This is a genomic window from Streptomyces sp. NPDC046931 (genome assembly GCF_040644655.1).
Classification (GTDB): domain Bacteria; phylum Actinomycetota; class Actinomycetes; order Streptomycetales; family Streptomycetaceae; genus Streptomyces.
In genome coordinates this window covers 169,329-186,951 of record NZ_JBEYWX010000014.1, presented here as the reverse complement: position 1 = coordinate 186,951, position 17,623 = coordinate 169,329, and the positions used below count along the sequence as shown (strand labels likewise).

Annotated in this window: 21 protein-coding genes; 9 read left to right on the top strand and 12 right to left on the bottom strand. The window is 71.4% G+C overall.

The genetic code is table 11. From position 1 onward, the window contains the following. The first annotated feature begins 75 nt into the window (after nt 1-75). The 4 genes from ABZ876_RS24065 (at nt 76) to ABZ876_RS24050 (ending at nt 2,038) form a co-directional block, all read left to right on the top strand. The gene (locus ABZ876_RS24065) at nt 76-459 is read left to right on the top strand and encodes an STAS domain-containing protein (protein ID WP_361784730.1); all 384 of its coding nucleotides are present in this window, start codon (nt 76-78) and stop codon (nt 457-459) included. Nucleotides 460-550: 91 nt separating this feature from the next. After that, complete coding sequence (locus ABZ876_RS24060; RefSeq protein ID WP_361784727.1) at nt 551-913, top strand: PRC-barrel domain containing protein; 363 nt, start codon at nt 551-553, stop codon at nt 911-913. A 282-nt stretch (nt 914-1,195) separates the two neighbouring features. Continuing rightward, on the top strand, nt 1,196-1,714 hold the full coding sequence (locus ABZ876_RS24055; RefSeq protein WP_361784724.1) for an ATP-binding protein: 519 nt from the start codon (nt 1,196-1,198) through the stop codon (nt 1,712-1,714). 87 nt (nt 1,715-1,801) lie between these two features. Continuing rightward, nucleotides 1,802-2,038, top strand: a complete 237-nt coding sequence (locus tag ABZ876_RS24050) for a hypothetical protein (protein ID WP_361784721.1) — start codon at nt 1,802-1,804, stop codon at nt 2,036-2,038. Nucleotides 2,039-2,064: 26 nt separating this feature from the next. Here ABZ876_RS24050 and ABZ876_RS24045 read toward each other — a convergent pair whose 3' ends face one another. Continuing rightward, nucleotides 2,065-2,496, bottom strand: coding sequence for an ATP-binding protein (locus ABZ876_RS24045; RefSeq protein WP_361784718.1), 432 nt, complete (start codon nt 2,494-2,496; stop codon nt 2,065-2,067). A 371-nt stretch (nt 2,497-2,867) separates the two neighbouring features. Between ABZ876_RS24045 and ABZ876_RS24040 the strand changes: the two genes are divergently transcribed. Continuing rightward, the gene (locus tag ABZ876_RS24040) at nt 2,868-3,296 is read left to right on the top strand and encodes a MarR family transcriptional regulator (protein ID WP_361784715.1); all 429 of its coding nucleotides are present in this window, start codon (nt 2,868-2,870) and stop codon (nt 3,294-3,296) included. 55 nt (nt 3,297-3,351) lie between these two features. Here the strand turns inward: ABZ876_RS24040 and ABZ876_RS24035 are convergent, their stop codons facing one another. From ABZ876_RS24035 to ABZ876_RS24010, 6 genes are all read right to left on the bottom strand, one after another. Then, entirely contained in the window at nt 3,352-5,115 is a 1,764-nt protein-coding gene (locus ABZ876_RS24035) for a SpoIIE family protein phosphatase (protein ID WP_361784712.1), read from the bottom strand. Next, entirely contained in the window at nt 5,112-6,182 is a 1,071-nt protein-coding gene (locus tag ABZ876_RS24030) for an ATP-binding SpoIIE family protein phosphatase (RefSeq protein WP_361784709.1), read from the bottom strand. Before ABZ876_RS24030 ends, ABZ876_RS24035 begins: the two co-directional genes overlap by 4 nt. Continuing rightward, nucleotides 6,179-6,574, bottom strand: a complete 396-nt coding sequence (locus ABZ876_RS24025) for an anti-sigma regulatory factor (protein ID WP_361784833.1) — start codon at nt 6,572-6,574, stop codon at nt 6,179-6,181. The genes ABZ876_RS24030 and ABZ876_RS24025 overlap by 4 nt, the downstream gene beginning before the upstream one ends. Before the next feature lie 47 nt (nt 6,575-6,621). After that, nucleotides 6,622-7,041, bottom strand: coding sequence for an STAS domain-containing protein (locus ABZ876_RS24020; RefSeq protein WP_361784706.1), 420 nt, complete (start codon nt 7,039-7,041; stop codon nt 6,622-6,624). After that, nucleotides 7,038-7,937, bottom strand: coding sequence for an STAS domain-containing protein (locus tag ABZ876_RS24015; protein ID WP_361784703.1), 900 nt, complete (start codon nt 7,935-7,937; stop codon nt 7,038-7,040). The genes ABZ876_RS24020 and ABZ876_RS24015 overlap by 4 nt, the downstream gene beginning before the upstream one ends. A 214-nt stretch (nt 7,938-8,151) precedes the next feature. Further along, nucleotides 8,152-9,318, bottom strand: coding sequence for a PP2C family protein-serine/threonine phosphatase (locus ABZ876_RS24010; RefSeq protein WP_361784700.1), 1,167 nt, complete (start codon nt 9,316-9,318; stop codon nt 8,152-8,154). Nucleotides 9,319-9,509: 191 nt separating this feature from the next. On the opposite strand from ABZ876_RS24010, the gene ABZ876_RS24005 reads away from it, so the two are divergent. Further along, nucleotides 9,510-9,944 (top strand): MarR family transcriptional regulator, encoded by a 435-nt coding sequence (locus ABZ876_RS24005; protein ID WP_361784697.1) that lies wholly within the window; start codon nt 9,510-9,512, stop codon nt 9,942-9,944. A gap of 224 nt (nt 9,945-10,168) precedes the next feature. On the opposite strand, the gene ABZ876_RS24000 is transcribed toward ABZ876_RS24005, so the two are convergent. After that, on the bottom strand, nt 10,169-10,507 hold the full coding sequence (locus tag ABZ876_RS24000; protein ID WP_361784830.1) for an anti-sigma factor antagonist: 339 nt from the start codon (nt 10,505-10,507) through the stop codon (nt 10,169-10,171). A 294-nt stretch (nt 10,508-10,801) separates the two neighbouring features. Beyond that, nucleotides 10,802-12,052 carry a hypothetical protein gene (locus tag ABZ876_RS23995; protein ID WP_361784694.1) on the bottom strand — a complete coding sequence of 417 codons (1,251 nt, stop codon included), beginning with the start codon at nt 12,050-12,052 and terminating at the stop codon, nt 10,802-10,804. A gap of 191 nt (nt 12,053-12,243) precedes the next feature. On the opposite strand from ABZ876_RS23995, the gene ABZ876_RS23990 reads away from it, so the two are divergent. The 3 genes from ABZ876_RS23990 (at nt 12,244) to ABZ876_RS23980 (ending at nt 14,488) form a co-directional block, all read left to right on the top strand. After that, the gene (locus tag ABZ876_RS23990; RefSeq protein WP_361784691.1) at nt 12,244-13,593 is read left to right on the top strand and encodes a transaminase; all 1,350 of its coding nucleotides are present in this window, start codon (nt 12,244-12,246) and stop codon (nt 13,591-13,593) included. 43 nt (nt 13,594-13,636) lie between these two features. Next, nucleotides 13,637-14,077, top strand: coding sequence for an Lrp/AsnC family transcriptional regulator (locus ABZ876_RS23985; protein WP_361784688.1), 441 nt, complete (start codon nt 13,637-13,639; stop codon nt 14,075-14,077). Between the two features lie 156 nt (nt 14,078-14,233). Then, nucleotides 14,234-14,488 (top strand): DUF5133 domain-containing protein, encoded by a 255-nt coding sequence (locus tag ABZ876_RS23980; protein ID WP_361784827.1) that lies wholly within the window; start codon nt 14,234-14,236, stop codon nt 14,486-14,488. Between the two features lie 112 nt (nt 14,489-14,600). Here the strand turns inward: ABZ876_RS23980 and ABZ876_RS23975 are convergent, their stop codons facing one another. From ABZ876_RS23975 to ABZ876_RS23965, 3 genes are all read right to left on the bottom strand, one after another. After that, nucleotides 14,601-14,807 (bottom strand): hypothetical protein, encoded by a 207-nt coding sequence (locus ABZ876_RS23975; protein ID WP_361784685.1) that lies wholly within the window; start codon nt 14,805-14,807, stop codon nt 14,601-14,603. Between the two features lie 203 nt (nt 14,808-15,010). Next, entirely contained in the window at nt 15,011-16,486 is a 1,476-nt protein-coding gene (locus tag ABZ876_RS23970) for a multicopper oxidase family protein (RefSeq protein ID WP_361784682.1), read from the bottom strand. 250 nt (nt 16,487-16,736) lie between these two features. Further along, nucleotides 16,737-17,531 (bottom strand): N-formylglutamate amidohydrolase, encoded by a 795-nt coding sequence (locus ABZ876_RS23965; protein ID WP_361784679.1) that lies wholly within the window; start codon nt 17,529-17,531, stop codon nt 16,737-16,739. Nucleotides 17,532-17,623 lie beyond the last annotated feature (92 nt).

Sequence of the window (17,623 nt, the reverse complement as noted above, 5' to 3'; positions counted from 1 at the left end):
TATTCTCGGCGAGGCACACGACGCCGTGACGGCGCGCCCCGCAGCACCGAACATCCCCGGCCCCGGAAAATTTAGATGACGCCCTCTGACAATCCCTCCTTCGCTCTCACGGTACAGATAGAGCGGAACACGATCGTCGTGCACGTCGCCGGCGACCTCGACTACGAGACGTGCGACGAACTGGTGCGCACCGTCGACGGCCGGCTGGCCCAGTGGCCGAAGGACGGCCCCCGGCTGGCCGCGCTGCACCTCGACTTCACTGAGCTCGGAGACGTCGACTCCATGGGTCTGTCCGCCCTGCTGACCATCCGTCGGCGGACGGACGCGGCGGCCATCGGCCTCAGTCTCGACGAACGTCCCCCCGCGCTCCAGCGGCTTCTGGAGATCACCGGATCCCTCGAGCACCTCACCGCTCCCTACGAGGAGCGCCGCGCCGGGGAACAGCCCGGGGCGGGCTGACGGCGAGCGGCCCGCGAAGGCCGTCACACCTCGAATGGCGCCCGAAGACGCGGGTATCCGCTGCTGCATAGCCATCGAGGGAGGGAGCTTCGTGACCATCGACAGACCGTGGAGGTACGAGCCGGGAACCGGCCACACGGAAGGGGAGGACCTGACCGGCTTCGCCGTCGAGGCCACGGACGGGGTCGTGGGACACGTCGACCGGCAGGCCGACAGCCTGGGCATGCGCCATCTCATCGTCGACACCGGGGTGTGGGTCTTCGGCAAGAGCGTCCTCATTCCCGCGGGTGTGGTCACCGGCATCGACACCCGGGAGCGGCGGATCACGCTGGCCTGCTCCAAGGAGGAGGTGAAGGCCGCCCCGCTCTTCCGCACCGACCGGGAGACGCTGGATCCGGAGTACCTCGCCAAGGTCGACGCGTACTACCGCAGGCTTTCGCAGAGCGGGGAATGACCACCGGCGGTACCCCCGGGGCGCCTGCGCGCCGGCACGGCGCTCCGGGGGCGGCAACGACCGGGCGTAAGGACCCATGGCTTCTTCGAGGCCGGGTAGAGGAGGGGCGATGAACGTACGAGATCACGCCATGCCGCCCACCGGGCAGCGAGGTCCCGGCACCACTCGTCGGACCGGCGCACTCCGCTCCTCCGCCCCGTACCGGCGGGCCCCCGCCGTGCACCCGCCGGTCTCGTTCCTCCGCCTGGTCCCGCCCGGGTCGCCCGCATGCCCGAGGGAGCGATGAAACCGGCCGAGCTGCCGGCACGGGACGGTGAGAATCCGGTCTGCGGGGGAGAGGAGCAGGCAGCCGCGCACACCTACGGCGGCGGCCTGCGGGAGGGGCCGGCACCCGTATCCCCGGTCATCAGCGCCGCCTCGGCCCGCGCGCACGTCCTGGCGGTCGTCCGGCGCCACTGGGACACCGCGGCGTGCCGCCCCGCCGAGCAGGCCGTCACCGATCTGCTGCTGGTCACCTCGGAGCTGGTGTCCAACGCGATCCGCCACGGAGGCGGTCTGAGGGCCTTCGAGGCGGCACCCACCAGGGACGGGGTCCGGCTCACCGTCTACGACCGCAGCCCGGACATCCCCCCTGTGGCCTTCGGCTCCGGAGCGCTGCCCGTCGGGCACGACGGCGGGGGCTATGGCTGGCCGTTGATCATCAAGCTGGCGCACGACATCGTCATCGAGCGGTGTGACGACGGCGGCAAGTTCGTGAGCGTTCTCGTGCTCCTGCGCACCGGGCCCGGGGCTGAGGGCTGAGGGCTCCCGGCCGGTCCGTGCGGCCGACCGTGTTTTCACGGGCGAACTGCGGCAACGCGCAACGGTACACCCGTGGAGGGAGCTCGCATGATCGCCGTACCCCTGCTCATGATCGCCGTACCCCTGCTCATACCCGTGTCCATGCTCTGCCTGCTGTTGGCCCTCGGACGGTACGAGGAGCGCATGCTGGGCCCGGCGGGCCCCGAGGAAGCCCCCGATGCGTCCGACCGCCCCCGCCTGCGTGCCGTGCCCGGGGCGTCACCGGGCACCGAGCCGCTCACTCCGCGGCCGGCCGGCTCCGAAACGCCGCGGCAGGCCGCCTGAGGGACGTGCCGCGGACCGCGTACGGGCTACCAGGGGAGGAAGACGTGCACGTCCTTGCCCTCCGGCTGGACGATCACACTCACCTGGTCGCAGAGCGTGTGCACGAGATGCCATCCGACCCCGCCCGGCCGCCCGGGACGGAAGGGGCGCGGTGAGGGCGGAGTCGTACTGGTGTCGTGCAGGGTGACATGGATCCCGTCGTACGTCGGACGCATCCTCAGCGCGAAGGGGCCTGGCGCGTACTGGACGGCGTTGGCGGCGAGCTCGTCCACCACCAGCAGCACATCGTTCCAGTGCTCCGGGCTCGCCGGTGGCGACGCCCGCGCCAGCCGGCGCAGAAAGCCCTCCGCGGCCAGCCGCGCATCCGTGACATCGTGCAGTTCACCCTTGAAGTCGGCAACGAGGTTCTCGACCGCCTCGAACGGCCAGGCCTTGTCCCAACGAGGCTCGGTTGCCATGCGGTCCTTCCCCCGGCCGTCGCACCGGCCGGTTGCTCGTGGTGCATACCGCTGTCGCCCGGCTCCCCTTAAGACGGTTGCCAGAACGCCGAAAGCCACACATCCGGATCGGGGACCAGCCGCCCCGACGGCGGTGTCGCGCCCGGCAAGGGGCCGCCATGCAGTGATCTTGTGAAGATGACAGTCCGGCGGCGTACTCGGAGGCGCTCTGGGTACAGGCGCCGATCGGACCGACCATGTCGGCTGAATCGAAGGACGGAAGCGTTCGTGCGCACTGCTGCGGGGCGCACGGCGCGACAGGTAAGGGAAGCGCGGTGGGAGATGACCGTGAGGTGACGGAGGCAGAAGAGACAGGAGGGGCTCCCCGGGCAATGGCCCGACAGGTCGCGGACGCGGTGGAGAGCCTCGTGGCGCTGTGGACCGGGGCGGCCGAAGCGGTCACTCCACGGCTCTCCAGCCATCAGTTGAAGGCGCTCACAGCCGTCCGGCGGCGTGCGGAGCTGAACCTCACGACGCTCGCGGAGACGCTGGGCATCGCACTGCCCGCGGCCAGCAGGCTCTGCGACCGGCTGGAGGCCGCCGGACTGCTGGAAAGGGTGACCCATCCCCGCAACCGGCGCGAGCTCCAGTTGCGGGTCACCCCCCAGGGGCGCAGGGCGCTCGCGGAGATCGCCGAACGCCGGTCGGCGAGCCTGGCCGGTGTGCTGGCCGCGATGACACCCGCCCAGCGGGCCGCGCTGGAACACGGACTGCACGCGTTCCGCGCGGCCCGTGCGGTGCAGCCGGACGGGGAGGCATAGCGGCCGGGCGGCTCCGGGGCCCCTTGCGGGCGGGCGGTGCGGCCGCGCGGCGCCTTCACGGGCGTCGGGACGGCGCCCCGATCACCGGCGCCGTCTGCCCGCTGCCGAAGTGGCACAGCAGCAGGCATACGTCGTCGTCGCCCTCCGAGTCCCGCAGCATGGGATCGAGGACCCGGTCGGCGGCGCGTTCCAGATCGCCGTCCAGGTCCGGCGGGCCCAGCGCGGACAGCGCCTCGGTGAGCCGCTCGATGCCCGGGTCGATGCCCTGGGCCCGCCGTTCCACCAGGCCGTCCGTGTACAGGGCGAGGGTCGATCCGGCCGGCAGTGAGACGGTGTGGTCCGCGATGTCCTGCCGCAGCGGAATGCCCAGCATCGCCCCCGGCTTGTCGTCGAGGGTGTGGACCCGGCCGTCGGGCGTGCGCAGCACCGGGGGCGGATGTCCGGCCGCCGCCCAGGTCAGTTCCGGTTCCCCGGGACGGAACCGGACGATCACCGCCGTGGCGTACAGATCCGGCTGCAAATGGTGCAGGAACAGGTGCAGCCGGGTCAGGAGCTGGCCCGGGGTGCCCCCGTCCACGGCGTAGGCCCGCAGGGCGGTGCGCAGCTGGCTCATCATGACCGCCGCGTGCAGCCCGTGACCGGTGACGTCGCCGATGACCGCGATCAGGCTCCCGTCGGGCTGGCGGAAGGCGTCGTACCAGTCTCCGCCGATGTTGAGGCCATGGGTCGCCGGAAGGTACCGGGCGGCCAGCTGGAGCCCCGGAGTGGCGGGCAGGTCGGTGAGCAGGGCCCGTTGCAGCGTCTCGGCGATGTCCCGGTTGTGTTCGAAGCGCTGGGCGTTGTCGATCGCGATGCCGGCCCGGCGGGCCAGCTCGATCAGCATCACGGCGTCGTCCGGATTCCACCGGTCGCCCGGCGGTGTGAGGATGAGCACGCCGAGGGGCGTCCGTCTGGCCGACAGGGGGACGCACAGCAGGGGCCCGGTGGGGTGCAGGGCGGAGGGCGGCCGGTCGTCCACGCCGGGCAGGCCGCCGGGGTGGGGTGCCGCGTACTGCGGTCGTCCGGTGCGGGCGGCGACGACGGCCGCGGCGGGACGGGGCGCGTGCCCGTGCTCCTCCACCTCGTCGCCGAGCAGCCACACGTCGACGCTCCGCGCGTACGTCGGGATCAGCAGCTCGGGCAGCAGCCGCACGATCTCCCCGTGGTTGAGGGACGCCGTGAGTGCCGCGCTGGCGTCGGCGAGGAAGGTGAGCCGCCGGCGGGCCTCCTCCGCCTCGGTGCGGGCGGCCCGCTCGGCGGCGAACAGCTTCTGCTGGGCCCGCCCCGCGGCGTCCAGCTCCGCGTGCAGGGCGAGGACGCCCTGGTTCGTCTGGTGCAGCTCCTCACGGTGGAAGGCGACCAGCGCCTCCTGCTCCGTCAGCGTGTCGAGCACCCGCGCCGTGTCGTCGTCGGCGCCGAACAGGGCTTCGGCGAGGGCCGTCGTACGGGCGGGGACCACGGCCGTGCGGGCCCGGCCCTCCCGCTCCGTCGCGGGAGCCGAGGCCTGCCAGGTCAGATCGGCGTCGGAACGGTCGCCCGGGTCGGGGCGGAGGGTGATCCACAGCCGGGGCCGGTCCTCGGCCGGGGACGGGGGAGTGGTCGTGAAGGTCAGCCGCCAGGCCCCTCCCTTGGTGAGGCACTGCCGCAGCTGTGCGGTGAGCGCGGTGACCAGGCGGGTGCGGTCGAGGACGGGGACCCCGTGCTCGGCCGCGAGCCGGGCGGTGGCGATCCGGGCCCGGGCGGCGTCGACGACGGTGGTGATGTGCCAGGTGTGGGTCATGGTTCACGATTCGGCGGTGTGGGGGACAGCACGGCCACCGTGGTGTCGTCACGGACCGGCCGGGCCGAGCTGCTGGAGTCGCGCACGATCAGAGCCGCCGTCACCCCGGGATCCAGGACCGCGGCGGGCACGTCCGGGCGCAGCGACCACCGGCTGGGCAGACCGTCGCTGTGCAGGACGAGGAGGCAGTCGGGGGTCCAGGGCAGTCGCTGGTGGGGGATGTGCGCGGGGCGGTGGGCGCCGACTATGCCGGGATGGGACAACAGCGGCTGCCAGTCGTCGCCGGAGCGCAGCCGGGCGCCGACGTTGCCGATGCCGGAGAACTCCAGACGCTCCGCGGCGAGGTCGAGCTGGGCGACCGCGACGGCGGCGCCCCGGGTGTCGCGCAGCGCGGTGTGCAGCGTGCCGAGCAGCTCCGGCGGCGTCAGATGGGGGCTCAGCCGCAGTTGCCGTACGGCGGCGTCGGAGGCCTCGGCCGCGCGCGGGCCGTGCCCGAGGCCGTCGGCGAGGAGCAGGGTGAGGCGCTCTCCGGAGCGTACGCAGGCCCAGGCGTCACCGGAATGACCCTCAACCAGGGGGATGTTGACCCCTCCGGCCCGCACCGGTGCCCGGTCGGGCTGGTACCGCGGTCCGCTCCGCCGGACGGACGAGGGACCTATCCGGGCCAGGGCCACGGTGCCCCGCCCGGGCGTGCTGTGCAGCTCGAAGTCGTCCGCCACACGGCGGCACGTGCCGAGTCCGGCCCCCAGCGAGGCCGTGGTCGAGAAGCCGTCGTGCAGCGCGGCCGAGAGGTCCGGGATTCCAGGGCCGTGATCGATCGTGACGATCTGGAGAGAGGACCGCTCGCGGGGCGCATCGGTGCCGGGCGGCGGGTCCACCGTCTCGAGCAGTATCTGGCCGCCGCCCGCGTGCTTGAGCAGATTGGTGGCGAGCTCGGTGGCGACGAGCACGGCGGCCGCCTCCCGCTCCTCACCGAACCCGGCGTGACCGCAGGCCTGCTCCGCCGCCACCCGGACGTCCCGGACCCGGGTCGCGTCGTGCACGGGTACGTCCCAGATGCGGCTCATCGCGCCTCCTCGCGCGGGCGGGGCGGTCCGGCCGCCCAGCAGACGACGGTGACGGAGGTGCCGTGGCCGGGCCGGGTGTCGATGGAGAACTCGTGGACCAGCCGCCGGGCCCCACCGAGCCCCAGGCCCAGCCCCCCGCCCGAGGTGTACCCGTCGGTGAGCGCCCGCTCGACGTCGGCGATGCCCGGCCCCCCGTCGGTGAAGGTCAGCCGCAGGCCACGGGCCCGGCCGTTGTCCAGGAAGACGGACTCGACCTGTCCGCCTCCGCCGTGGACCAGTGTGTTGCGAGCGAGCTCGCTGGCCGCGGTGATCAGTTTGGTCTGTTCCACCAGGCCGAGACCGATCTCGGCGGCCGCCTGCCGCACATGCTGTCGTACCCACGCCAGATCCATGTCCGAGCGGATGGGCAGGCATGCGGCGAGTCGGCCCGATGTCTCCGTCACGCGTTCTCCTGGCGTTCTGGAACGTGGGACAGGGAGGTGGACGCCCGGGTCAGCATCCGCAGGGCCTCGTCGCTGTCCAGCGCGGTGCGAAGGCCCGGGAGGGTGAGGCCGAGTTCCACCAGGGTGATGGCGACCGCCGGGCGCATGCCGGCCACGACGGTCTCCGCCGCGAGCAGCCGTGTGCTCGCGGCGATCTCGGCGAACACACGGCCCAGGAAGGAATCGACTATCTCGACTCCGGAGACGTCGATGACGACTGCGCGCGCGGAGCTGTCGGTGATGGCCGCCGCGATGTCCTGCTGGAGCTGTTCGGCCGCCTTGTCGTGCAGTTCGCCCTGGAGTGTGACGAGCAGGACGTCACCGAGCTTGAGTACGGGGACATGGGTGCCGTCCGGGCTTCCGGGACCGCCGCTCACCGCGGGCCCCCTCCGGTGGCCGCCCGGTCGACGATCACGGCACCCAGCTGGTGCAGGGCGTGGGCGAGGGCGTCGGCGAGGCTCGCACGGGTGACGACGGAACCCAGGTCGATGCCCAGGTGCACGATGGTCTGGGCGATGGCCGGCCGGATACCCGAGACGATGCACTCGGCCCCCATGAGGCGGGCCGCGGCGACCGTCTTCATCAGGTGCTGGGCGACCAGGGAGTCGACGGTCGGCACGCCGGTGATGTCGAGGATCGCGTACCGCGCCTGCTGGGTGACGACTGCCTCGAGCAGACTCTCCATCACGACCTGGCTGCGGGCGCTGTCCAGGGTGCCGATCAGCGGGACGGCGACGATGCCGTTCCAGAGCTTGATGACGGGGGTGGCCGCTTCGAGCAGTTGCAGACGCTGCCGCTCGATGATGTCAGTGCCCGCGCTGAGTGCCGTCTCCATGACGACCAGGCGCAGTGTGCCGAGCAGGAGGGCGAGCGTCACCTGGTGCGCTCCGGTCGCCTCCCCGTCCGCCTCGACCAGATCGGCGGTCAGCAGCTCGCTGACCGAGGGGCGCAGCGCCGCCACCTCTTCGGCGATATGGGCGGGGGTTGCTCCCACCCGCGCGCGGGAGGCGGCCATGCGGGCGAGCTGTTCGCGCACCCCCGCGAAGCCGGGGGCCCGGACGTCTTCGGTCCGCCCGGTGGCGGCCACCACGGCGAGCGCCTCCACCAGGGCGCCGGCGGCTTCCACCGCCTCGTCGCGGGAGACCGTGAAGACCGTCCGGAACAGTGTCTCGCCGGCCCAGCGCTGGGAGATCTGTTCCCGGCGGCGTTGCAGGAAATCCCCGACGACGCGCGCTGACGCCACATGGTTCGTTGCCGACTCCTGGTCCGTCACGTCCCTGTCTCCTTCGTATATCTGCTCCCCCGGCCGCCAGGGAGCCACCTCGGAGAGCGCGGTTCATTGTCGCGCGACAACTGTAATCATGGGAGATCGCCTCCGACACCCGCGGCCTCCCGGAAGATCGTCCAACGAACGGGGGAACTGACCAACTGCCGTCCGTATCCGGCGCGTCGGGCGCACCGGGCGGGCAGCCGACGCGGCCGGGAGCCTAGGACTCCTGCTGACGCCCGAACCAGTCCAGGCACACCACGAGCGCGTCGTCCTCCGGAGCGGGTCCGCCCCGGTGGCCCGACAGCTCCCTGAGGACGGCCCGTGGCACGTCGGCGGCCGGGAGCAGCCGCGTCGCCGCGATCGCCTTGGCCAGCGCCTTCTCGCCGTAGGGCTCCCCGCCCGGTGCGGCGACGCTGTAGACGCCGTCGCTGACGAAGACGAGCCGGTCGCCCGGCGCGGCGGAGAACTCCTGGGCGACGTAGTCGGTCTCCTCGAACATGCCGAGGGGCAGCTGGGCCTCGAAGTCGACCCGTTCCACGGTCCGGCCGCGCAGCCGCAGCATCTGCGGGGAGCCGGCGTCCACGACCTTCACCCGGCCGGTGGACAGCTCGAAGTCGAGCAGGAGCACCGACAGATAGGAGGCACCGTGATAGTGGGCGTAGATGGCCTGGTCGGCGAGGGCGGCCTGGTCCTCTATGGGAACTCCGGCGCGCCGGGCATTGCGCAACGCGTTGATGCCGAGGTTGGTCAGCAGGGACGCCTCGATGCCCTGGCCCATGCCGTTGGTGATGTACAGCATCAGCCGGTCGGACCCGGCGGACCAGTCGAAGTTGTCGCCGAAGATCCCGTAGGCGGGCTCCAACTGGGCGCCGAGTGCGTACTCCGGCCGGGCGCACGACCGGCCGGGAAGCAGCTGCCACTGCATCTCGGCCGCGAGCGTCAGCCGGTCCCGGCGCCTGGCCCGGACATACAGATCCGTGTCCCGTTCGGCCACGATGATCTCGTGGCCGAGGACCTCCGCGATGTCGACGAGTTCGGCAAGGGCTCCGGCGGCCGTCTCGGAGGGCAGGGTGACCGTGAGCACACCGATCCGCTCACCGCGTACCGTCACGGGCAGGTGAGCCCGGGTCAGTTCGCCCTTCTCCTCCATGACGGGGTGCTGCGCGCCGAAGGCCCTGCCGGCCGTGGTGCCGTGCATCGCCACGGATTCGCAGGTGTGGGGCTGCGCGGAGACGGGCTGCAGGACGGAGAGCCCGTAGTCGGCCATCAGAAGTTCGACGCACTGGGCCGTGTACTGGCCGTGCAACACTTCCCGGAGCGCCTCCACCAACCGGTGGGGAGCGGCGTTCCGGAGCGCTCTCTCGGCGGCGACGAAGCTGTTCACGATGTCGGATACGCCATTCTTCCACTAGTACGATTCCGGACCCACACGCCCTGGACGGCTGTGTGACCGTGCCCGTATCTATCGTTATGCGTGAGCTGTCGCCCTGGCAGGCCGACAGGATTCGAGAAGCCTGGGAGAATGAGAAGGTGATTTCCTCCGGCCCGCGTCCCGAGCCCAGCGAGGTGGCGCGTGTGACCTCTGAGGCGGCGGAGCTGCTGGAAGTCGTGTGGGGGCGGGCCTCGACGGCCCCCGTCTCGGCCTCCCAGTTGCGGGTGCTGTTCATACTGGAGCACCAGGAGGGCATCAATCTGCGCACGCTCGCCGACGCGCTGGGGTCGACCCCGCCGTCGACGAGCCGACTCTGCGACCGCCTCCAGGCCGTCGGGTACGTCGAGCGCGCGGCCAGCTCGACCAGCCGGCGCGAGCTGCGTCTGCATCTGAGCCGTCGGGGCAGGTCCTTCTTGGCGGAGCTGCGCGAACGGCGTGAGCGAGCTCTGGAGTCCGTCCTCGCCCAGATGCCGGGGGCCAAGCGGACGGCGCTGCTACAGGGCCTGGAGGCCTTCTGCGCCGTCGCGGCGGCGCAGCTCCACGAGGAGGGCGACGGAACCGGCGCGCGGACGGCCTGAGCCGCCGGCCTGCAGACGCGCCCCGCGGGTGTACCGGGCGCTTGCCGCGGTCGGCCGGCGCGCGCAGCCGGCTCCGCCCACCGCAACATCCCAGTTCCCTCCGTGCTTTCGATGTCCTCACTTTGTTGCCTGATGGCTACAGTTGTCAAACGGCAAGTATTGGGCCCGGCAAGGGGCTGCGGACCGGCCCAGGACGGGTCCGCGCCCCGCCGTCGACGTCTCCGCTAGGGATGGCTCAGCGCGTCGCGGGTCCCGTCGAGTGCCTCGTCCGCGTTCCGATAGGACGGCACCGTCAGGCTCACCCCCGTCAGATCGAGGATCCGCTGAACGGCCGGGGCCGCATCGATGACGCCGACCGAGCCGCCGACCTGCCGGGTCTCCTTGTAGGTCTTCAGAATGATGTTGATACCGGACGAGTCCATGAACGGCACCGACGAGAGGTCGAGCAGCAGATGACGGCGTCCGTGGTGCAACTGGTTGGCGAGGTGGTGATGCAACTCCGTCGCCGTGTCGACGTCCAGGAAACCCTTCACGATGACCAGCGCCACATCCTCCCGGGGCATCGTCACTTCGATGGACAGGGGGGTCTGCTCAGCCGACACAATGTCCTCCCATACGTACGGCGTGCGGGGCTCGCCTACCCCGGGGCGGACCGCGGATGCACCGCGGAACGCGCTCCGGTAGTGATCAACCTCTCGCCGCCGGGGCGGTACCCCGGCGGCGAGTCCGCCTGCGGGTACCCCTCAAACGCATCCCCACACCCACGGATTGAGGACACACGCCGCGACTGCGGGACCGGGGGTGCGGCGCACGGGGAGGACGGCCCCCCGGCGGCTGCCGACGGACCGGCGCACCGGCTACTCCCGGCTCTGCCCGCCCCCGTCGGCCGGTCCCATGGCGCGCGGGTCCTCGGCGCCCGCCGGGCGGAGCCCCTTGGCGCCGTCCCGGACGCGCTCCAGCGACTTCGCCAGGGTGCGCAGGGAGAAACCTTCCCGCTTGTGCGGCGCCTGCCGCGGCGAGGGCAGCGTCCTTCCCGAGTCCCGGTAGGCCGCCAGCGCCTCGTGGGCCAGCTCGGCCGCCTCCCGGTACAGATCGCGCGACTTCGTCATGGCGTCCAGGGCCTCGGCGTAGGCGGCGAGCTGACGGCGCGCATCCGCCAGCTCCTCCTCCAGGGTCGTCAGGTGCCACTGGGAACGCAGGTCGGACAGCGCTTCCCCGGCGCCCTCGGGCAGCGGCCGGGGCTCCAGGGCGTAGCGGCACACGGTCTCGATGAGCTCCACCGGGTCGGAACCGTCCAGGAACACGGTGCGCACGGCGAAGTCGTCATCGCCGACACCGGGGGCGGCCGGTGCCGAGGGCAGCACCACGGCACCTCCGCGGGGTACCCGTGCCCCCAGGTCGTAGAGCGCCCAGTTGACGACCTGGAACTGCTCCGGCGCGGCCCGGTGCTCCACGATCCGGTGGCGCAGGGCCGGCGGCAGCAGCGGCGCGAGGGGACGCAGGCCGCGCTCGTCGGGGGTCATCGCCTCGTGGACGATCACGTGGACGCCCCATGAGCGACGCGCGCAGTCCTTGAGCAGACGCCGCAGTGCCCGGTCCTCCCCGGGCAACGGGTTGATCTCCCGGAAGCGCAGGCTCCCGACCACATCGTGGTCCCAGGGCACGTCGGCGTCCTCGGGCCAGAAGACGGTGGCCGGTGAGGGCCAGCCCGGTTCCCAGGGCCGGTCCGCCTCCGCCACCAGCACCCACTCCTGTGTGCCGTCCTTCTCGTCGGGTGCCTCGAGGTTCAGGCGGGCCCGCACGACGACGTCGCCGGCCACGAGCCAGCGGGCCTCGAAGGCGCGGTGGGGCACATCGCCCCGGGAGCCCTCGAACTCGAGGTGGTCCTGGATGACCGCCTCGCTCTTCAGCTCTCGCAGCCGGTGCCGGACGGTGTCCTCGGCGCCCGGGCCGAGGTGGCGCCCGCGCGCCGGCCAGACGGTGTCGGGAGCCGTGACAGGGGCGGTGGAGGACTTTGCCATGAGGTCACTCTGTGTGGAATCGGGACGGGTGCGCTTCCCGGTGTGGTCGCGCACGTCGCGGGCCGGGGACGGGGTGGCGGTGGTCATGATCGCTTGTTTCCACCGTATGCCCCCGTTCCGGGCGTCGGCGCACCGCATCGCCGTATCGATTCTCCCCGTGCTCCGCGACGCACGAATCAATCGCTTCCACGGTGGATTCTGAAGTTCACCCTTGATTACACGCATGTTTCGGCCGTACAGTCTCGGCCATCATGTGTTGCCGGACCTAGGGGTACGCCATGGACCGCGCCCGTCTGCGTCAGCTCCTCGCCCGTGAGAGCGCCGAGGCCGAACGGCGGAACCCGCGTTCGCGGGCCGCCTACGAACGCGCCGAGCATCTCTTCGGCCGGGTCCCGATGACCTGGATGAACAAGACCGCGGGCGCTTTCCCCCGTTATCTCGCCACCGCACGCGGCGCCCGGGTCACGGACATCGACGGCCACGACTACATCGACTTCTGCCTCGGCGACACCGGCGCGATGGCCGGTCACTCCCCGGACGCGGTCGCGACGGCCGTGCACCGGCGGTTCGCCGAGCTGGGCGGTGCGACGGCGATGCTGCCCACGGAGGACGCCGAGTGGGTCGGCGCGGAACTCACCCGGCGCTTCGGGCTCACCCGGTGGAGTTTCTCGCTGACCGCGACCGACGCCAACCGGTGGGCGATCCGGCTCGCGCGGGCGGTGACGGGCCGCCCGAAGATCCTCGTGAACAGCTACAGCTATCACGGCAGTGTCGACGAGTCGCTGATCGTGGTGGGACCGGACGGGCGCGGCACGAGCCGCCCCGGCAACGTCGGGGCGCCCTGCGATGTCACCCTGACCAGCCGGGTCGCCGAGTTCAACGACCTTGACCAGCTCGAACGCGAACTCGCCCACGGTGACGTGGCCGCGGTCCTCATGGAGCCCGCTCTGACCAACATCGGCATCGTGCTCCCCGAGCCCGGATACCTCGCGGGCGTACGGGAGTTGACCCGGCGGACCGGCACCCTGCTGATCAACGACGAGACACACACCTTCTCGGCCGGCCCCGGCGGCTGCACCGCCGCCTGGGGCCTCGAACCGGATGTGCTCTCCATCGGCAAGGCGATCGGCGGCGGCATCCCGGCAGGTGCCTACGGGCTCTCCGCCGAGCTGGCGGAGCGGCTGCTGGGCCGTGAGGACCTGGACCTCGTCGACATGGGCGGTGTCGGAGGCACCCTCGCGGGCAACGCGCTCTCGGTGGCCGCCACCCGGGCCACCCTGGAACACGTCCTCACGGACGAGGCGTTCGCCGCAATGGCGAAGCTGTCCCAGCGCTTCGAGGACGGCGTACGGTCGTGCATCGAACGCCGGGAGCTGCCGTGGTCGGTCAGCCGGCTCGGCGCCCGCACCGAATACCGCTTCGCGAACCCGGCGCCGCGCACCGGGACCGAGTCGGCGGCCGCCTCCGACACCGAGCTGGAGGACTACCTCCACCTCTTCCTGGCCAACCGGGGCGTGCTGCTCACGCCGTTCCACAACATGGCGTTGATGTGCCCGGCGACCACCGAGGAGGACGTCGACACCCACACCGAGGTGTTCGACGCCGCCCTGTCCGAGCTGGCCGGCTGACCGGCATCGGTAGGCTGGGCGTCGACCGCCGGGAAGGAACAGCGTGGACGAGATCGACCGGGCCATTCTGCGTGAGCTTCAGACCGACGGCCGTATCGCGTACGCCGACCTCGGTCCGCGGGTCGGTCTCTCCCCCTCGGCGGCCCGCCAGCGCCTGCAACGGCTCCTCGACACCAAGGCCGTCCAGGTCGTCGGGGTCACCGATCCTATGCGGATGGGCGGCCAGGCGATGGCTCTGCTCGGCGTCACGGTGGACGGCGATCCGCGGGCCGTCGCGGACGAGCTGGCCGCGCACCCTGAAGTGGTCTACTCGGTCCTGACCTCGGGCGGATTCGATCTGTTCGTGGAAGTCGTCTGCGACGGGCCACGCGAGCTGCTCGACTTCGTCGGTGACGTGGTCCGGGTGACCGAGGGGGTCGAGCGCGTGCAGGCCTTCCCCTACTTCGGCATCCACACGCATCGGTTCCTCTGGAACGTGGGATAGGACCCCTCCGGCAGACGGCCTCTCCCCGGCGGCTCTCTTCCTCTCCGGTCTTCGGGCGTAGAGATCGTGCCAAAAAAGCGCCTGCTTGAGAGGAGTTGTGCATGGTCCGTGCATGACTGGGCACACGGCTCGAAAATCGAGAGAGAGGGCCTCGCTGTGCTCGTTCCGGATCCGAAGGTGGTCAGAGGACTGCTGACCCGGTACGCGTCCCTCCGGATCGCACTCGCCGAGAGGGAGACGCCCGCAGGGGCACGAGAACTGGAGGACGTCAGCTACACGCTGTGCGTGATGATGGGGACCCGCACTGTGGACGAGGCCGTGCAGGCCGCGGACGCACTGCTCGTCGCGGGAACCGGGAAGGACACCGTGCAGCGGGCGGACGGGGAGAGCGGTCTGCCGGTGCCGGTCTGACCCGCGCCGTCGCCGCGGGCGCCGCGCCGCGGCCCCGAGGCTGGGACCGGTCCGAAAGTCACCGCGCCGGAGACTCGAGCGCTCCGGCGCGGTGACTTTCGGACCGGGATCACTAGGGCAGCAGCTTGTCGAACGCCGCTCGCCCCTCGGAGGCGAGCTTGCGCTCCGCCCATGCGAGGGTGCTGGGGGTGATGTCCCTGCCCGAGGCGAGGACCAGATCCTCCGGTGTGGTCTCCGCCGGAACGTCGTGCAGCAGTTCGTCCGGCGTGGCCCGGTCGTCGGACGGAAGACGGGACGCATCAGGCTGTGACGTCGACATGGTGTCTCCTATGCGAGTCGATCCGCAGTGGTGGCACCCGCGGTCGCCCCGAAGGCGGGACGCCACCTTTTCCCTCACCTTTCATCGAGATGACGCCGCGCGCATCCCGAGAGGCGCACGACAAGCCGCGAGGGGCCCTGCACCCGGCATTTGAGCGCGGGGAGTCACGTGGAATGCACACAAGGTGACCGCTGCTCGGGAGGTCAGCCGGCGCGGTTCCCTGGGGAGGCCTTGCTCTTGGGGCGGGGCCGGACGATGTCGAGCACGGACATCATGCCCGCGTCCTCGTGGTTGAGAAGGTGACAGTGCAGAACGGTCCTGCCGGTGAAGTCGCGGAAGCGGATGCGCACGACGATGATGCCGCGCGCCGGAACGTTCACGGTGTCGTACCAGCCGTGGGAGGACGGATGGGCCTTCCCGTTGGTGCTCATCAGCTGCATGTCGTTGGTGTGGACGTGGAAACTGTGGGCCTCGTCCGTGTCGTTGCGGACCGTCCACTCCTCGACCGTGCCCAGGGCGGAGGTGAAGTCGGTCCGGTGGGGGTCGTACGTCTTGCCGTTGATGAAGAACTTCGTCCCCGCCTTGTTCTCCGTGTAGATCATGGTCTTGCGGCCCGCGATCGCCGCGTGGGTCAGGTCCTCGTGGGGGGCGAACTCGGTCGGCAGGGTGGCCCGCGTCATGGGCGTGCCACTGGTGACGACGGCCGCGAGGTCGGCCCGGGGGAACTTGTTCCCGGCCTTGCCGCTGTTGTAGGGGAGGGTCTCCAGCCGTGTGGTGCCCGGACTGCCGCCCTGGACGAGGACGTCGAAGCGGGCACCCGCCGGGATGAGCAGAGTGTCCACGGCGTAGACCCTGCGCACGGGAATGCCGTCCTGGGCGATCACATGGAAGCGGGTGCCCGGGAGGTGGAGCCGGTAGTAGATGTTGGCGCCGATGTTGGCCAGCCGCCACAGCTGTGTCTCGCCCGGCCGAATGATGATCACCGGATTCTGCTGGCCGTTGACGGTGCGCTGGGTGGGTGCGCCGATGCTCAGGCGACGGGTCTTGATCGAGTCGCCCTGGACCTGGAAGTCCTTGAGCGCGATCGTGTGCTCGGTGATGGCGCCCAGCGATGCCGGCAGGTACTGGTGCAGGCTGTCGACGATGAGAATGCCCGACTCTCCGCCGGCGACCTGCGGGGCGGAGAGCATGCCGGCGTGTGAGTGGTACCAGTACGTGCCGATCGGCTGGTTGCGCGGGAGCTGGTACGAGTAGTGGTACGACTGCTTGTACTTGATGGCGATGAAGTTGTCGTCCGCGGGCTGACGCGGTGAGACATGCAGCCCGTGCGTGTGCAGATTGGTGTCCTGGTCGACGTTGTTGGTCATCGTGAGGTCGATACGGTCGCCGGGCCGGACGCGCAGGGTGGGCGGCATATAGGCGCCGTTGTACGTGGTGGCGTACAACCGGCGGTTGCCGACCTGCACTTTGCGCCGTTCCACGACGATGCCGGCTTTCAGCACGCCGTCGTGACTGACCAGCTCCGGAGGGTCCTGGAGCCGTGGGCCCAGGCCCGCGGCCACGGGGCCGTCCTCCCCCGCGGGCTCGTGCGGTCCGTCGGTCAGCCCCGTCGGCGACCCGCTGGTGCAGCCGGCCAGCCAGGCCGACGCGAGGGCCAGGCCCAGCACCGACCGGATCACCGGAGAACGAGTAATGGGCCCGAACACATCTCTCCCCAGACAAGCCGTGCGGCCGCGCGACGGACGCCCGGCCCGAGGGTGACGACGGAGCGTTGACGGCCCGTCAGCCGGAGCGTAGGCAAGAGCACGTCCCCCATCGCGCCGCCGACGCGCGGACGGTGGCGGCATCCACTCGAACAGCACTACCGCGTGGCCGGTGCGGTGAGGCCGAAGGAGCGGCGCACGGAGCCCGGGGTGGGCCCTCGCGCCTTCAGGACACGGCGTCGACCAGGGTGGCCAGCGCCGACGCGAGGCGGGTGAGCCCCGGGCCCGCGGCTCCGCCCGGCTCCGCCATATAGGTGTCGCGGCGGAGCTCCAGCATCAGTGCGGACACCTGCGGCCGCGTGCCGTGGAACTCCAGCGGTACGTACGCGCCCGCGAACGGGCTGTCGATGCCCGTCCCCCCGAACTCCGCGAACGCCTCACGTGCCAGGGCGATCAGCTCGGGCGGGGTGTGAAAGGGGTCGGTGCCCAGACAGACGGGCGGGCGGGGACCGTCGCCGTGCAGCTCGTAGGGCAGGCGCGCGGTGGGATAGGAGTGCACGTCGAGGACGACGGCCCGCCCCGCGGCGGCCAGCCGGTCCGCCACCGCCGCCGTCATCGCCCGGGCGTACGGGCGGAAGTAGCCGCTGAGCAGCGGCTCGGGATCGGTTCCGGCCGCTCGCAGGGGCCGTCGGTGCGTGGTGCGCGTGTAGACGGCCCCCATCCCCACGGTCAGCATCTCCTCGCGCTGGTCCGGGAACCGTTCCGGGTCGACCACGAGCCGCGACAGTCCGTTGACGAACCGCCAGGGGGTGACCGTGGAGGAATCGGCGGCGAGGGACGCGAGTTCCGCGGTGTGGGCGTCCGTGATGTGGTCCAGTTCGCGGGCCAGGCCTGTGTCGTCGAGCAGGATGCCCGCGCGTACGGCGGGCGGTATCCGGCGTGCGGAGTGCGGCACATGAAGGATCACGGGTGAGTCGTCGGCACCGGGCAACAGCTCGAACGGTGCGGCGGCGCGGGACATGGCGGCTCCTTGGGCACGGTGACCAGGCGACCGTACACAGGGTGGAACAGGCGGCCGTACACGCGGTGGGGCAGGCGGCCGGAGGGGTTCGT

Coding starts and splice junctions, on each gene's coding strand:
- ABZ876_RS24040 (WP_361784715.1), top strand. CDS start 2,868: ATGGCCCGACAGGTCGCGGACGCGGTGGAGAGCCTCGTGGCGCTGTGG.
- ABZ876_RS23975 (WP_361784685.1), bottom strand. CDS start 14,807: ATGTCGACGTCACAGCCTGATGCGTCCCGTCTTCCGTCCGACGACCGG.
- ABZ876_RS24055 (WP_361784724.1), top strand. CDS start 1,196: ATGAAACCGGCCGAGCTGCCGGCACGGGACGGTGAGAATCCGGTCTGC.
- ABZ876_RS24025 (WP_361784833.1), bottom strand. CDS start 6,574: ATGGATCTGGCGTGGGTACGACAGCATGTGCGGCAGGCGGCCGCCGAG.
- ABZ876_RS24000 (WP_361784830.1), bottom strand. CDS start 10,507: ATGCCCCGGGAGGATGTGGCGCTGGTCATCGTGAAGGGTTTCCTGGAC.
- ABZ876_RS24050 (WP_361784721.1), top strand. CDS start 1,802: ATGATCGCCGTACCCCTGCTCATGATCGCCGTACCCCTGCTCATACCC.
- ABZ876_RS23995 (WP_361784694.1), bottom strand. CDS start 12,052: ATGACCACCGCCACCCCGTCCCCGGCCCGCGACGTGCGCGACCACACC.
- ABZ876_RS24030 (WP_361784709.1), bottom strand. CDS start 6,182: ATGAGCCGCATCTGGGACGTACCCGTGCACGACGCGACCCGGGTCCGG.
- ABZ876_RS24035 (WP_361784712.1), bottom strand. CDS start 5,115: ATGACCCACACCTGGCACATCACCACCGTCGTCGACGCCGCCCGGGCC.
- ABZ876_RS23965 (WP_361784679.1), bottom strand. CDS start 17,531: ATGTCCCGCGCCGCCGCACCGTTCGAGCTGTTGCCCGGTGCCGACGAC.
- ABZ876_RS24045 (WP_361784718.1), bottom strand. CDS start 2,496: ATGGCAACCGAGCCTCGTTGGGACAAGGCCTGGCCGTTCGAGGCGGTC.
- ABZ876_RS24065 (WP_361784730.1), top strand. CDS start 76: ATGACGCCCTCTGACAATCCCTCCTTCGCTCTCACGGTACAGATAGAG.
- ABZ876_RS23990 (WP_361784691.1), top strand. CDS start 12,244: ATGGACCGCGCCCGTCTGCGTCAGCTCCTCGCCCGTGAGAGCGCCGAG.